The 15,207-nt window shown below is 53.3% G+C and carries 13 protein-coding genes; 11 read left to right on the top strand and 2 right to left on the bottom strand.

Annotated elements, in window-relative coordinates; genetic code table 11:
• The first annotated feature begins 898 nt into the window (after positions 1-898).
• The 8 genes from I8J30_RS01010 (at position 899) to queC (ending at position 6,734) form a co-directional block, all read left to right on the top strand.
• Positions 899-1,891, top strand: coding sequence for an eCIS core domain-containing protein (locus tag I8J30_RS01010; protein WP_210654626.1), 993 nt, complete (start codon positions 899-901; stop codon positions 1,889-1,891).
• A 168-nt stretch (positions 1,892-2,059) separates the two neighbouring features.
• The gene (locus I8J30_RS01005; protein ID WP_090977979.1) at positions 2,060-2,512 is read left to right on the top strand and encodes a GyrI-like domain-containing protein; all 453 of its coding nucleotides are present in this window, start codon (positions 2,060-2,062) and stop codon (positions 2,510-2,512) included.
• 52 nt (positions 2,513-2,564) lie between these two features.
• Entirely contained in the window at positions 2,565-3,509 is a 945-nt protein-coding gene (locus tag I8J30_RS01000; RefSeq protein ID WP_210654624.1) for a DMT family transporter, read from the top strand.
• Entirely contained in the window at positions 3,496-3,957 is a 462-nt protein-coding gene (locus I8J30_RS00995; RefSeq protein WP_338044806.1) for a DUF6789 family protein, read from the top strand. The genes I8J30_RS01000 and I8J30_RS00995 overlap by 14 nt, the downstream gene beginning before the upstream one ends.
• Before the next feature lie 8 nt (positions 3,958-3,965).
• Entirely contained in the window at positions 3,966-4,769 is an 804-nt protein-coding gene (locus I8J30_RS00990; RefSeq protein ID WP_210654620.1) for a PhzF family phenazine biosynthesis protein, read from the top strand.
• An 81-nt stretch (positions 4,770-4,850) separates the two neighbouring features.
• A complete protein-coding gene (gene queD / locus I8J30_RS00985; protein WP_210654618.1) occupies positions 4,851-5,333 on the top strand; it encodes a 6-carboxytetrahydropterin synthase QueD in 483 nt (160 codons plus the stop codon).
• Complete coding sequence (locus I8J30_RS00980) at positions 5,323-6,036, top strand: 7-carboxy-7-deazaguanine synthase QueE (protein WP_210654616.1); 714 nt, start codon at positions 5,323-5,325, stop codon at positions 6,034-6,036. The genes queD and I8J30_RS00980 overlap by 11 nt, the downstream gene beginning before the upstream one ends.
• Before the next feature lie 5 nt (positions 6,037-6,041).
• The gene (gene queC, locus I8J30_RS00975; protein ID WP_091215130.1) at positions 6,042-6,734 is read left to right on the top strand and encodes a 7-cyano-7-deazaguanine synthase QueC; all 693 of its coding nucleotides are present in this window, start codon (positions 6,042-6,044) and stop codon (positions 6,732-6,734) included.
• Between the two features lie 83 nt (positions 6,735-6,817).
• Here queC and I8J30_RS00970 read toward each other — a convergent pair whose 3' ends face one another.
• Entirely contained in the window at positions 6,818-8,026 is a 1,209-nt protein-coding gene (locus I8J30_RS00970; RefSeq protein ID WP_210654614.1) for a GGDEF domain-containing protein, read from the bottom strand.
• A 150-nt stretch (positions 8,027-8,176) separates the two neighbouring features.
• On the opposite strand from I8J30_RS00970, the gene I8J30_RS00965 reads away from it, so the two are divergent.
• Genes I8J30_RS00965 through I8J30_RS00955 form a run of 3 tightly spaced genes read left to right on the top strand, consistent with a single transcriptional unit; the run spans position 8,177 to position 14,072 of the window.
• Entirely contained in the window at positions 8,177-9,319 is a 1,143-nt protein-coding gene (locus tag I8J30_RS00965) for a glycosyltransferase family 4 protein (RefSeq protein WP_210654613.1), read from the top strand.
• An 11-nt stretch (positions 9,320-9,330) separates the two neighbouring features.
• Positions 9,331-10,683 carry a metallophosphoesterase family protein gene (locus tag I8J30_RS00960; RefSeq protein ID WP_210654611.1) on the top strand — a complete coding sequence of 451 codons (1,353 nt, stop codon included), beginning with the start codon at positions 9,331-9,333 and terminating at the stop codon, positions 10,681-10,683.
• On the top strand, positions 10,680-14,072 hold the full coding sequence (locus I8J30_RS00955) for an AAA family ATPase (RefSeq protein WP_210654610.1): 3,393 nt from the start codon (positions 10,680-10,682) through the stop codon (positions 14,070-14,072). The genes I8J30_RS00960 and I8J30_RS00955 overlap by 4 nt, the downstream gene beginning before the upstream one ends.
• A gap of 17 nt (positions 14,073-14,089) precedes the next feature.
• Here the strand turns inward: I8J30_RS00955 and I8J30_RS00950 are convergent, their stop codons facing one another.
• Positions 14,090-15,130 carry a YkvI family membrane protein gene (locus tag I8J30_RS00950; protein WP_210654609.1) on the bottom strand — a complete coding sequence of 347 codons (1,041 nt, stop codon included), beginning with the start codon at positions 15,128-15,130 and terminating at the stop codon, positions 14,090-14,092.
• Positions 15,131-15,207 lie beyond the last annotated feature (77 nt).

The raw sequence follows: 15,207 nt of genomic DNA, 5'->3' as shown, positions 1-15,207 counted from the left end.
CAGAAATGGAACGCTCAGCGAAGAAACTTACTATTCTGGGCTCGTGTAAGGGGGTTGAGCGTTCGAACAACGAACTCTCACCGTCGAAACCGCGTCGAAGTAGAGCTGAGAGTTCAGAAATGGAACGCTCAGCGGACAAACTTACTAATATCCGCCTCTCGACTCCAGTAACTCTCCCAAAAGGCTAGCCGCCGAGGGCTGAGAGTCGGAAAATCCGACTCTCAGCGGCGAATCTGAACAATACATGAGCTGAGAGTAGGAAAATCCATCTCTCAGCTTCAGAAACCATCCCAAACAGCCCCAGCCGAGGGCTGAGAGTCGGAAAATCCGACTCTCAGCGGCGAATCTGAACAATACAAGAGCTGAGAGTAGGAAAATCCATCTCTCAGCTTCAGAAACCATCCCAAACAGCCCCAGCCGAAGGCTGAGAGTCGGCAAATCCGACTCTCAGCGGTGAAACGGCACAAAAAAGAGCTGAGAGTAGGGAAATCCATCTCTCAGCCCCAGAAATCATCCCAAACGGCTTCAGCCGAATGGTGAGCGTTCGAAAAACGAACTTTCACCGTCGAAACCGTGTCGAAATAGAACTGATAGTTCACAAATGGAACTCTCAGAGGTGAAACTAGCCAATCTGGGCTCGTGTGAGGGGTTGAGCGTTCGAAAAACGAACTTTCACCTTCGAAACCGCGTCGAAGTAGAGCTGAGAGTTCAGAAATGGAACTCACAGCGGTGAAACTAGCCAAACTGGGCTCGCCGCGTGCGGATTCGATGTGTATTGCGCAAGAGCGCATCCGTAGGATGGCTGCAGAAACTAGTGAATCGTGGCGAAACTTTTAATAAATTATGGTATATTAAGAGAAAAGCGGCTTGTTAGCGGATTCGGGGAGGAAATCTTTCAGTGAGAACTTTCGGTTCAGGCAAATCGATTCGTAAAATGGACAAAAGCACGTTTGAGCAAGCTCCGGCCCAACGTGCCAAATTCAATTCCATGGCTCAAGTGCAGCGTGCACTGGCTAGCGGAGCGCCGCTCCAGGCAGCAGACATGCACACGCTGCAGCGATCGATAGGCAACTCGGCTGCCAGACAGCTGAACGCAGGTGCCGGAAAGCCAATCATGGCCAAAATGACGGTCAATCAGCCAACCGATGCGTACGAGCTGGAAGCGGATCAAGTCGCGTTTCGCGTAGCTAGCGACCTGCAGTCCGATTCAAAGGATGGCGAGTCGGCTGCTCAGCGGACGGAGGAGCAGGGCGAGAGCGAGGAAGAAGAGCTGCAGCTGAAGGCCGACAGCGCCGGAGCAATTCAGCGTGAGGAGCAGGGCGAGAGCGAAGAAGAAGAACTGCAGCTGAAGGCCGACAGCGCCGGAGCAATTCAGCGTGAGGAGCAGGGCGAGAGCGAAGAAGAAGAGCTGCAGCTGAAGGCCGACAGCGCCGGAGCGATCCAGCGTGAGGAGCAGGGCGAGAGCGAAGAAGAAGAGCTGCAGCTGAAGGCCGACAGCGCCGGAGCGATTCAGCGTGAGGAGCAGGGCGAGAGCGAAGAAGAAGAGCTGCAGCTGAAGCGTGATCCGTTCTCGGTTATCCAGCGTTCGGAGGATGGCGCTCCTAAAGAAGCCAGCCCGGGCGTGGAGGAAACGATAAACGAGCTTCGCGGCAAGGGACAGCCCCTGCCTGATCGTCTGCGCAAGCAGCTTGAAGATTCCTTCGGCGCAGATTTCAGCAAGGTTTCCATTCACACGGACAATGCAGCAGATGATCTCGCGAAGAAGGTCGGCGCAAGAGCGTTCACAACCGGCAACGATATCTTCTTCCGTCAAGGCGAATACAAACCGGCTACGGCAAGTGGGCTTCAGCTGCTCAGTCATGAACTCACGCATATCGTCCAACAGAACTAATTGATTGATAATTGGAGAGCAAACAATTCCGCTCAGGATGGTTGCTTTTTTGTTTGTCATATATCCGTAAGAAAGGCAATAAATAGTTACCAAACGAACCCGTGGACATGGTAAACTGATTACGGGTCAACCTAAAAGCGTACTACACTTTGTGGGAGGTCATTCGCGATGCATAATTGCACTTTAGTTACGAAACCTGCCTTAAACATGGTCGGAATCAGCTACTGCGGTCCATATTCATCGTTTCCGGATGAAGCGATTCATCTGCAAAGCGAGTTTCTCTCCAGAAAGCATGAAATTGAAGGCGAAGTAAAGACAACCGTGCTTTACAGTCCTTATTTCGGCAACGAAGTATTTGCGACGTATTGGGCATGTTTTGAGGTCCCACATCTAAGTCAGGTGCCGGATGGCATGGTGCAATTTACAATTCCGCAGCGCACCTACGCCATGGCAGCATGTACAAATAAACGCATCGGTGAAGGCTACGAGCAGCTATCGGCTTGGATGAACGAGGAGAAGCTGTTGAAGAGGGAAAATGCGGTATCCCTTGAAATCTTTTATATTGATGAACACTTGGAGGAGGAGCAGGTCGAACTGCTGATTCCCATTGTAGAACAATAAAGCTTCGTTCAGCTGGCTGCCTGCACCGTAATAAGGAGAACTGGAATCCATCATGACAGCAGCCAAATTTTTTACTCACCCGTTAGGCATAATCGGAGCTTCCATCAGCGCAACTTTGCTCTGGGGAAGCTCTTATCCGTTTATTAAACTAAGTTACGCAAGGCTGGGCATTGGCTCGCATGACACGCTGGAACAAATTTTATTCGCAGGCTACCGTTTTACATTGGCAGGTCTGCTTATTCTGGCGTATATGCTCATCCGGAAGGAAACGCTTCGATATCAGCGGGGCAGCGGCGGCATGGTTGCGTCGATTGCGTTGTTTCAAACCGTTCTGCAATACATTTTCTTCTATGCGGGATTATCGAAGAGCGCAGGCGTCGTAGGTGCGGTCATTGCCGGGACGATCTCGTTCTTCCAAATTGCATTGGCGCATTTCCTGTATAAAAATGATCGCATCAACGGTACTAAAGGTCTCGGACTTCTTGTCGGCTTCTTGGGACTGCTGGTGCTCGGCTTATCCAAGCATGACGGCAACAGCGGATTGCATTTCTCGTTAGGCGAGGTATTGCTCATTGCGGCAACATTGTTTAATGCGATTGCGAATTTACTATCCAAACGCGCCGCGGCTTCATACAGCATTCCATACATTAACGGCTATCAAATGCTCGTCGGCGGAATTGTGCTCACCGTCATCGGCGCATGGAAGCCGGGCTTGGCACCGTTTCATTTTGACGGTATCGCGCTGCTCATGCTTCTTCATTTAGCACTCGTATCGGCACTGGCGTTCATGCTCTGGAATAATGTTATGAAATACAACAGCGTAGGCAGCGTATCGATGTACCTGTTCCTGATTCCGGTATTCGGTGTGCTGCAATCGGCAATGTTCCTAGGGGAGCCGCTGTCCGCTGCTGTACTGGGAGCTTTGGCGCTAGTCAGCGCAGGAATCGTCATCGTGAATCGGCGCAAACGAGAGGTGAAGGCCGATCAAGCCGCTTAATGGATTCAAGCTAGGCATAACAGCGGGACTGATCGCAGGTCTGCTGCTCGCTATGGTGCTTAAAGGGTTCCAATCTTTAACCGGCAAGCAAGTGTACACGCTGCTGCTGAATATAGATTGGGTGCCGAACATGCCGAATCGACTGCCGGAAACCGTGGAGCTTGCGCTCCATCTTGTCGTTTCGGTACCGATCGGCATTCTTTATGTATCGTTGACTAAGAGAATGACAACTCCCCGGCGTTGGATGGTTGGACTCCTTTTCGGACTACTTACGGCGGTTACTTGGTTTCCGTTAACTGCGATATCTGATCGTGTTCCTGCAGCGACTGACCTGGCGGCTCTACTATTGTGGCTCCTTGGCCATATCTGTTATGGATTAGGGCTTGCTCTTATTTGCTCCTTACAGAGTCGCGGTAGGATAGGCAACAACATTATGGTGAAGAGGTGAATGTTCCGATGTCCATTCCGATTTCGATCGTAGATGCATTTACGTCCGTACCCTTCCGTGGAAACCCGGCTGCCGTATGCCTGCTTGATGAGGTGCGTGATGAGCAGTGGATGCAAGACGTGGCTGCGGAGATGAATTTGTCCGAGACTGCTTTCTTACAGCGGAGAGACGATGGAAGCTACGATCTGCGTTGGTTTACTCCGACAATAGAAGTGGATCTATGCGGTCATGCCACTTTGGCGAGCGCCCATTTCTTATGGGAAAATCAACATGTAGCACTTGATCGTATAGCATCCTTCCATACACGCAGCGGGTTGCTCACGGCAGAACGGACAGAGGAGGGAATCAGACTGAATCTTCCTTCTGAGCCCGCTCAACCGATGAAAGCGCCGGAAGAACTCATACAAGGGCTAGGCTTAATTCCAAGGTATGTGGGGAAGAACCGTATGGACTTTTTGGTTGAGGTCGACAGCGTCCAGACCGTTCAGACATTAAAGCCTGATTATGCAATGTTGGCAAAGGTAGAAGCCAGAGGGATTATCGTGACAAGCAAAGGAACGGGCAAGCCGGGCGATTATGATTTCGTATCACGCTGCTTCTATCCGGCATCCGGATGCGACGAGGATCCGGTAACCGGGTCAGCCCATTGCGCGCTTGCTCCATACTGGCAAAGACGTTTGCGCCAGACCAGCTTTATGGCTTACCAGGCATCTCCAAGAGGAGGAGAGCTGTTCATCGAGCTTCAGAATGACCGAGTACTGTTGTCGGGTCAGGCGATAACGGTTGTACAAGGGCAGCTTACCGGTAAGTAGGTAAAAATCCCTATCTGGATACAAGCTGCAACTTGTGCTATAATTGCATATTGCAATTGCATAAAGGGGAAGGTGTGGAACGTGACTTACGAGATTCCGAAACATATCGAGCAGTTCGGCGAAGATATTCAGGAGCATGAGCTCAGATATCATAACCGACGGGTGATCGTTTCCAAGGAATTTACTTTTGATAGCGCGCATCATTTGCATTTATATGAAGGCAAGTGCAAAAGTCTGCACGGCCATACTTATAAGCTTCAGACGATTATGTCCGGGAAGACGGATCATCGTGGACTAACCATCGATTTTGCCGATATGAAACGAATTGCGAAAGAGCGGGTCATCGACAAGCTCGATCATCGTTATCTGAACGAAGTGCTGCCTCCGATGAATACGACGGCAGAGAACATGGTCGTTTGGATTTATGAGCAAATCCACGATGCGCTTCTTGAAGAAGGGCATCATCCGAATATCCGCATTGAAGAAATTCGCTTATGGGAAACACCGACGAGCTATGCGGCTGTAACACGCGATATGATGGAGGCGGACGAGAATGCCGGATAAGGATACAGCGCCGACTGAGGGGCGCTCCATTCGGCTTCCTATGGTGGAAATTTTCGAAACGGTCGAAGGCGAAGGCACACGTGCCGGGTTTCCGACCGTTTTTGTACGTCTGTTTGGCTGTAATTTGCGCTGTGTTTGGTGCGATACGAAGTACAGCTATCCACCGGCAGAAGCAGAATTTACGATGACGATTGAAGATATTGTGTCCCAAGTGGAACTGCAATATAAAGCCGAGCATATTTGCATGACCGGCGGCGAGCCGCTGTTATACGGCAGTCGCTCGGCAGCGCTGCTGCAGGCGTTATGTGATATCGAGCGGATCAAAGATGTACATGTGGAGACAAACGGAGCGATTGATCTTGCACCGTTCCTTCGCGATATCCATTCTTCAAAAGCTCGATACATTATGGATTATAAGCTTCCGGATTCGGGGGAGAATTTCGCGATGCTGCATGATAACTTCGCATTGCTGCGGGAGCAGGATGAAGTGAAATTTGTAATTGCTACGGACCGAGACTTTGATGCTGCTGTGCAAACGCTGAAGGATTATCCGACAGCTGCGCTTGCGCTGTTTAGTCCCGTGTGGGAAAGCATGCCGCCGGCGAAGCTGGTGGAGAAGATGCTCGCAAGCGGACTAACAGGCGTGAAGCTGAACTTACAGCTGCATAAGATTATTTGGGACCCGGCTAAGAGAGGTGTGTAAGGGATATGAAGAAAGCGGTTATTATATTGAGCGGCGGTTTGGATAGTACGACTTGCATGGGATATGCCAAAGAAGCGGGGTACGAGCTATACCCGATCACATTTAACTACGGACAGCGTCATATTATGGAGCTGAACAATGCACGCGCGGTTGCTGAGTTTTATGGCGTAAGCGATCGCTTCAAAATCATTGAGCTTGGCTTCTTGCGTGATTTTGGCGGAAGCGCACTGACGGACGACACGATCGACGTGCCTAAGATGGGGGCGGATCCGGTTCCGGATGAAGTCGGCGAAATTCCGGTTACCTATGTACCCGGACGTAACCTATTGTTCTTGTCCATTGCTACATCGTTTGCGGAAAGCGTTGGCGCTGAAGCGATCTACATCGGCGTAAATGCGCTGGATTACAGCGGTTACCCGGATTGCCGTCCGGAGTTCATCGCGAAGGTGGAAGAGGTTATTGCAATCGCGACTAAAGTAGGTGTAGAAGGCAAGCCGATTTCCATCGAGACGCCGCTCATTCATCTAACGAAAGCCGGCATCGTTGCAGAAGGTATGCGTATGGGCGTTCCTTATAACCTGACTACCTCATGCTATAACGGGGAACCAGAGGCTTGTGGCGAGTGCGACAGCTGCCGCCTGCGTTTGAAAGGGTTCGCCGAAGCAGGAACGACCGATCCGATTCCTTATAAATCCTAATAAAAAGACAGTTCATGCATGGGAGGGAGTATCCCTACCGCGTGAACTGTCTTTTATTGTGTGAGCTTCAGCGGCGAAGAGGATTAAGCTTGCTGAGGGCTTTTTTTGGCTGTTTCATCGGAACCGGAGCTGCGTGTCCGCTGACGCATCGAGGAGTGGAGGGTCACTTTGTTCTTACCGGTCGTCTTCGACTGATACATCGCTTCATCGGCTTGACTAATAATCTCTCCTATAGAAGCACCTTCCCGACTTGCGCTAACGCCGATGCTGATTGTGACCATTGTTTCTTTCTCGACCCGGCTGCGGATGGTTTCCGCTACGACCTCCGGCTTTACGTTGGGAGCAGCGACGAGACCGAGCAGCTCTTCGCCGCCGTATCGGCCGGCCGTGCCGATGCTTGCCGTTTCTTCTCTCAATATTTCAGCGACCTGTTTAAGGACGCCGTCCGCTTTATGATGTCCTTGCGTATCATTCAGCTTCTTGAAGTTGTCGATATCGCAGAAAATGATGGCTATCCGCTTCGTATCCCGCAGCAGCTGTTCGGCTTTCTTATTGAAATGGCGCCGATTGTACAAGCTTGTCAAGCCGTCCGTGATCGAAGATTGGAAGGTCATCAGCAACCGCTCCAGCACCCACTCGAACAAGAGCAGGAAAAGAAGCGTATAATAGACAACAGGGAGCAAGTGGCTCAGAATGACAAGCATCGGGACAGTCCCGTGAAATACATAGCCGTCCGCCAAATCGGACAGCTGATAAATGAAGTAGACTATCAGACTGGCCGAGTAGTTGAAGCGTTGATCGATGCCGCGTAAATTAAGCAAAATAATAAAGTTCAAAATGAGTCCGTAGAAATCAATGGCCAGCAGCTGAGTTTGCGTCGTTCCGATGGATGCCTTCATGGATTCAGGGGAGAGCGAAATCTGGGCGCCGGCTACAAGAATCAGTCCGATAAACATAAGCAGAAAAGGCATGCCTTTCAATCTTGTGCTGGGTCCGGTATACAATTTCATGAAAACAAAGTTTATAATAATAAATGAGAGCAGACTGACAACCGATTGCGTCAGATCCAAGTAAGGCGATATCGATTGACCGGGAAACGACAGCCCGATGAGAATGCCGTTCTGCAAGATAACAATAGGCAGTACGATGATCAGAATTAAGTAGGTGCGATTGCGTCTGTAGCTCTTATAGAGCTTGACGGCCATAAAGAGCATGAGAACAAGTATGGTCATTACACAAGCAGATGCGAAAATTTGTCCGGTCGATCCGGCAAGCCACTGAAGAATCGTCATGTTTAGACCACCTAAGAAGAGGGTAAACGCAGGAAATAGGTATGGCGTAAAGTGTGTTTAACTCAGCTTTACAGAAACGTATGTTCTAGTATATCATGTTTTTGGCAGGTCGAGAAGTATCATGCAAGTTTGATTGAGGAGGCTTTGCACATGAACATTTTGCAGGCATTGTTTTTTCCGCCGGAGCAACCGGGCGGCGTGTCCTCAATGGTTCCTTACATTCAAGAGCGATTTAACAAGATTGGTTGGCCCATGGAATTATTCTCCCTTCCGAAACGGGTGAGGGGCAAAGGCCAAGAGCCCGTTACGTTCGAAACATTCGATATTAGCTATTACGAGGGTAATCCCATTATCGATAAATATTTGCAAACATATCGCGATTACGTCTGGTGGACGAAGCTGCGCATTCAGAAATCCTACGATCTCATTCATGCGCATCATCCGATTCCCGCGCTGGTGATGAAACAGCTTTATCCGGATACGCCGCTAGTGATGACGATTCATTCCAGTTATGAACGAGAGCTGATTCTGAACGGCAAAATCATTGAAGGCGGTATGGAGCATCGGTTCCTAACTTCAATTTATAAAGAGCTTGAGCTGAAGGCGGACCGGATATTGACGCCTTCCGAAGCATTCCGCAGCTATATGCGGCCTTATGTAAACGATGCGGATCGCATTCAGGTGATTCCGAACGGGTTTGATGAGAAACGTTTCAAACCGATTTCTCACGAGAACGAGGTCGTACAGTTGATTACGGTATGCCGCCTTGTTCCCGCAAAAGGGTTGGATATTCTGCTTCATGCTTGCGCCCAGCTGAAAGCGCGCGGACAGAATTTCGTCCTTCATATCATCGGCGACGGCCCAAGCAGACCGGAACTGGAGCAGCTTGCACAGAAACTTAACTTATACGATGACATTATCTTTTATGGCTACATGCTGCATCCTGAAGAGTTTATGCCTTTCTTCGACGTCTTTGTACTGCCGTCACGGGCAGAGGCATTCGGTTCCGTATTCGCTGAGGCCGCATTATGCTGGTTGGCACTGGTCGGTACGAATGTTGGCGGTATTGCCGAGCAGATCGACGATGGCATCAACGGTTTATTGGTAGAACCGGAGAACCCGACAGCGCTCGCGAACGCGCTCGAGAAGGTCGTATCCGATCAAGACTTCCGCTACAATATGGCCCGAGCGGCATGGAATAAAGCAAAACGCGTTTATTCCTTGCAGCGGGTAATCGCGCAATTGAAACAAGTGTATACGGAAATAAATCCGGAAGCGGACGCGACAGAATAGGGAGTTAGGACATGGGAGTCTCATTTCGATTTATTCATGCAGCGGATTTGCATGTCGACAGTCCTTTCCGCGGATTGACGGAGGTGCCTCCCCATGTGCGGGAGGGACTTGGATCCTCGACCTTTCAGGCAGTTCGTCATTTGGTAGAGGCGGCATTGCGCGAAGCCGTTGATTTTGTAGTCATTTCCGGAGATCTCTATGATATGGCTGACCGATCGCTCCGTGCGCAATTAGCGTTGCAGCGAGAGTGGCAGAAGCTGCATGCCCAAGGCGTGCGGCTATTTGTTATTCATGGCAATCATGATCCGTTGTCGGGTGCGCAGGCTAATTTGGAGTGGCCTTCGTCCGTCCATTTCTTCGGAGCGGATCAAGTAGAAGCAGTACCCGTTTTCGCGAGAAATGGAGAGTTGGCCGCTCATGTGCATGGAATCTCCTATGGGACAAGAGCTGTAACCGCTAATTTGGCTTCGCGCTACAAGCCGGCAGCCGACGGCTCGTATCAAATTGCGCTGCTGCACGGCACTGTGGATGGCCATGCCGGACATGATCCTTATGCGCCGTGCAGCCTGGCGGAGCTGGTTGGAGCGGGCTTCCATTACTGGGCGCTCGGACATATCCATCAGCGTGCCGTGCTCCACAGTTATCCGCATGTTGTCTATGCCGGCAATACGCAGGGCAGACATGCCAACGAGACGGGCGCGAAAGGTTGTTATCTCGTTGATGTAAGCGATTCATTCGAGACTAAGCTGCAATTTCTCCCATTAGACACGATTCGGTGGGCGACTTTGCATGTATCCATTGCCGGAATTACGTCCGAACAAGCATTGCTTTCCGCCATGGAACAAGCTGTCACATCAGCTGCGGCTGCCAGCGAGGGCAGATCGCTCATGATCAAGCTGCGTTTAGAAGGCAGAGGTCCGATGCATCGCGTATTCACGAATGCAGGCGTAATTACGGAGCTGCTGGGTGGATTAAGAGAACGAATCGGCGATATGGATTCAAGCGCAGCTTACATACCAGGGGCACAATGGAGCTGGATTTATCGTTTAGAAGCTGCTACCGGAGCGGATTTGGATCTGGAAGCTCTGTCCGTAGAAGATAGTTTTACAGGAGAACTGATTCGGAACAGCAATAACGTGCAAGCGGACGAGCAGGCGCTGCAGCAGCTGCTGGATGAAGCGCTTCAATCCTTAAATGGGAATGCGAGAATTCGAAAAATGATACGAGTCATGCAAACCGAACGAGCTGCAGGTTGGTTCGTGCAAGCAAGGGAGCTTGCGGCCGGGATGTTGACGGAGGATATGGACGGTCAGAGCGTTTCGTTGCCCGAGCAAGATGCAGAACAAGGAGGCGAGCGAAAGTGAAGCTTCAAGGACTTCATGTAGAAGGCTTCGGAAAGCTGAGCGACCTTCACTGCAAATTTGATGCGCCTGTGACCATTGTTTACGGACATAATGAGGCAGGCAAAAGCACCATGCTCGGGTTCATCCGCGCGATGCTGTTTGGTTTTGCCCATAAGGGCAATCCCGCTGAACGGCAGGAGCCCGTTAATGGCGGCCGGCACGGAGGACGATTGTTCTTCGAAAATGGCGCAGGACAACCTTATGTGCTGGAGCGTTACAGCAGTGCTCAAGGGAAGGTGAATATTCGCCGGCTTGAGACGGAAGGAAGCCGTGGGAGCCACGGAATCCAAGGAAGCAGCGGAAGCATTGGTGACGGAGGAAATAGCGGAAACACCGGAGGCGGTGGGGTTGAAACACTTACGCAGTCGATGTGGGAGCGGTTGTTTCTCGGCGGCGTAAATGAGCGATTGTTCCGTGAGCTGTTTGCGATCTCGTTATCGGAGCTGCAGGCCATCGGCATGCTTGAGGGGGATGAGCTTGGCAAACAGCTGTATCACGCCGGCTGGAATGGCGGCAGCGCGATTGCCAAGACAGAGAAGCTGCTGCATGCACAGCTGGACGGTTTATATCGTCCGCGAGGAAGTACGCAGCAAATGAACAAGCTGATCAAGACCATAGAAGAAATCGATGTGCAGTTACGCCAGTCGGAGGATAGCATTGCCGTATTTAATGAGCTGTGCTCGTCGCTTGCGGAGATAGAGGGCGATCAGGCGCAGGTAGAAGAGCGGCTTCCATCATCGCGAGAGAAGGAAGCGCTGCTGACAAGAGCGGTTCACCTTCGCCAAGCGTGGATCGATAGGCTTGCCCTGGTGCAGGAGCAGGAGACTTACGGCGACGCACCGAGGCTGGTGGCGGATGCACGCGCCAAGACGGAAGCTATAGCGGCTGAACTTATTCGTTTGCATGATGAACGGCAGCAGAATCGCGAATCAGCGCAGAGGCACATGCGGCAGCTTGATTTATTGTCTTACGACGAGCAGCTGATCGCTCGCGAGCACGAGATTGAAGCCTTGCTGCTCTCTGCGGAGCATATTGCAGCATCTAGGCAGAGTGCTGCCGAGCTCTCGGCAGAAATGCGCGAGCACGGAGAGACGGCTCGCCGCCTGATCCATCGTATCTCACCGACATGGACCGAGACGGAGCTGCGTTCGTTTCCGATCGGAGTTGCGGATCGGGAGCAGGTGCGTGTATTTCGCGCCGCGCTTCAGGAGAGCTCCAAGGCGTGCGGGCAAGCGGAAGCAGAGCTGCGCGCAGCCTCGCAGCAGGTTAAGGAAGCGGCCGCACAGCTTTCTGAGCTGAATGCGGACAGCGGTGCCGCGAGTTCGTTTGGAGCTTCGGCAGCTATGGCATTGCTTCCGGATTCTTCGGAAGCGCTTCGGCATGCCGCACGTCAGTTCGAAGAAGCGTGGCATGAGCTGGAATTGGCGCGGCTTCGCGCCGCACATGACGCAGCTTCGTCGTCGCTCCGTTCGGGCGAGGCGCGTATGGGGGAAGAGATCCAGTCCGCGGCACTGCTGCGGGTTGGAAGCGGCGCTTATTGGGCAGCGGCAGCCGCTACAGCAGTCGGTGCTGCCGTGCTTGTCGCTGTCGGCGAGCCGGTTGCAGCGGCAGTCTCTGGTGTTGCCGCAATTGTACTTGCGGCGCCGGGGTTGAAGAGACTTGCGAAGCCGCCGGGCAGCGCATCGCGTGGCCGAGCCGGCGGGCGCAGCCGAGCAGGACGCGGGCGTGTACGGGAGGAAGCCACCTCCGAGAGGACGGCTGCGGCTGATGCGCTGCTTGCTGACGCGGAGAAGCGCGTCGTTGCCGCGGTGCAGCAGCTTGTCCGCGAGCCGGCGGCTCTCGTAGCCGCGTTGCTTGCACAGGAGCAGGAGGCTGAGCTGTCTGCGGCTTGGCGGCAGACCGCCGCGGCGAGCGAAGGCCGCGCCTCGTCGGCGCCGGCGTCGCTTCGCGGCGCAGCTGCGCAAGTGCTCTCGCGCCTGCGCGCTGCCGTCGACGCGCGGCAGGACGAGCTCCGCGCGCGCGCCGGCACCGCTGAGCGCCGCGGAGAGCTTGCGCGCCGCCATGCGCGGCTGCGCGCGCAAGAGGACGCCGGCCTCGCCGAGGTGGACCACGCGGCCGAGGCGGCTGCAGCCATCGCGGCAAGATGGCGCGATTGGCTGCGCGATTGCGGCCTTCCGGCTGCGTTAACGCCGGAAGCGGCCGCGGAAACCTTCGATCTGGCCGAGCAAGCGCTGCTGCGGCTGCAATCGTATGACCGAGCAGCGGGCAAGGCTGCACGGCTGCAGGCGGAGATAGCCGCCTTCGAAGACGCGGCCCTGCAGCTGAGCGCGGCGTTCCCCGCGGCGGTGAATCTCGCGCATGGCGACGCGGCCGCAGCCGTCCGGATGCTGCACGCGGAAGCGAGCCGGCACGCGGCGGCAGCCAGCCGGGCCGAGGAGCTGCAAGCGCGTCTGGCGGAGCTGGAGCAGCAGGCTTCGCAGCTGGCCCGGCTCACGCTCGACTTGGAAGCGAAGCAGCAGCGGTGGTTTGCTGCCGCGCGGGTGAGCTATGAGCTGGAATGGCTGGAAGCCCTGCAGCACTCCGAGCGATTAGCGGAAATCGAAGCGGAGCGCTATCGCCTCGATGCGGAGCTGACAGCGGGTTTAACAAGTGGACAGCGCGAACTGCTGGAGACGTGGTATTCCTCTTACGATGGCAATCAGCTTGCACAGATGCAAGAGGAAGCGAAGCGCGAGCTGGAGCAGCTGGAGCAGCGCAGAAGCGAGCGGATTGAGCAGAGCGGCCGCAAGCGCCAGCAGCTCGAGCAGCTGCTGCAGAGCAGCGGCAGATCGCGCCTCATTATGGAGCGTGAGCAGGCAACGGCTGCGCTGGAACAGCTGATAGAGCAGTATGCGGTAGGTGCGATTAGCATGACGATGATTCGGCGTACCAAACGAATCATGGAGGAACAGCGTCAGCCCGGCGTGCTTCGCGAAGCGTCGCGAATGATGGGCCGACTGTCGCAAGGAGGCTACAAGCGGATTTCGATTCCGGAGGGAGAGCAAGCGATCTCGCTGGAGACGAGTGACGGCAGGCTGGTAGAAAGCAAACTGCTCAGCAGAGGGACCGCTGAGCAGTTATATCTGGCGATGCGCCTGGCGCTCGCGGATGAAGCGGCTGCTTCGAACGAACTGCCGTTATTACTTGACGATCCACTCGTTAACTTTGATCTGATAAGGCAGAAAGCCGCCGTCGAAGTGCTCGGCGAGCTGGCAGAGCGCCGCCAAATCATCCTGTTCACCTGCCATGATCACATGAGAGACTTGATACGGACAATTATTCCGCAAGCCGAACTGATTCAACTATCTTAAGTATGTAGGTTTTACCGCTATTCCCCAACCGGAGGCCTATGCTTAATCAGAAGCACCAGCCAGCCGAGGCTGATCAAGCCGAACAGCGGGTAGAGCGTGGAGAGGAGCGGGCCGAACCCGATTTGGCTCGCCACATAACAAGAAGCCAGCGTCAGGATCGTGAGCAGAGTTCGGGAGAGCTTGAGTCGTTCCTGCATTTGCAGCGTCAGTCCGTACACATCCGCAATCAGCGTGGTGAAGATCTCGGCAAAAATCAGGAAAATATAAATCCACTGAATGCCATGGCCGAGCTGGCGCGCGATCCCTCCCATTGGAATGGCAAATTGCTGGATGCCCGGCATGTACACGGACAGAGCGATGTGGCCGGCAAGCAGCATGAAGCCGATTCCGATGCCGCCGAACCATGAGCCGTACACGATCGTTTTGCGATCTCGCATTTCGGCGCCGAGCGGCACGAGCACGGCTTGAGCCATCGATAAATTGAATGCGGCATAAAGGAAGGGCGAAGCCCAGATAGAGATCGGCGAATGGTCGCTCGTTAGGAGCAGCCACCGATCCGAGCCCGGCGTTTTGACCGTATCGATAATAATGAGCACCGTGAAGAGCAGCATGACCGGTACCACGATTGAGTTTACGGTCAATATGGCATTCATCCCTTTGCGCAGCAGGAAGAAGCAGCCGACCATCGTAATCAGCAGGCCGGATTGATAGGAGATATTCCAGTTCTCCGAGAATATGGAGCCTGCGCCTGCGAGCATAACGGCACATACGCCGAATAACACAATAATCATGAAATGGCTGATCCAGCGGCCGTACCGATCGCCGAACAGCACTTTATTGACATCTTCATAGGATTTTGCCCTTACGTCACTGGCAATCAGCATCATTTTGGCACCGAGCCATACAAACATGATCGTGGCCATTAGAATGGTAACGGCTCCAAGGAAGCCAAATCGAGTAAAAAACTGCAAAATCTCTTGTCCGGTTGCAAAACCTGCGCCAACTACCGTACCCATATACGTAAACGCGATTTGCATGATTTTATTCGCTCTTTTCATACGTTCACATAACCTGCCTTTCGTACAATACCTACTAGTAAAGGTATGTCCAATCAGGGACAGGCATGACTATTATC

Source organism: Paenibacillus lignilyticus (assembly GCF_017942085.1).
In the GTDB taxonomy this organism is placed as follows: Bacteria; Bacillota; Bacilli; order Paenibacillales; family Paenibacillaceae; genus Paenibacillus_Z; species Paenibacillus_Z lignilyticus.
Note: the sequence above shows the minus strand (reverse complement) of the source record. Positions and strands in the feature narration are given on the sequence as shown.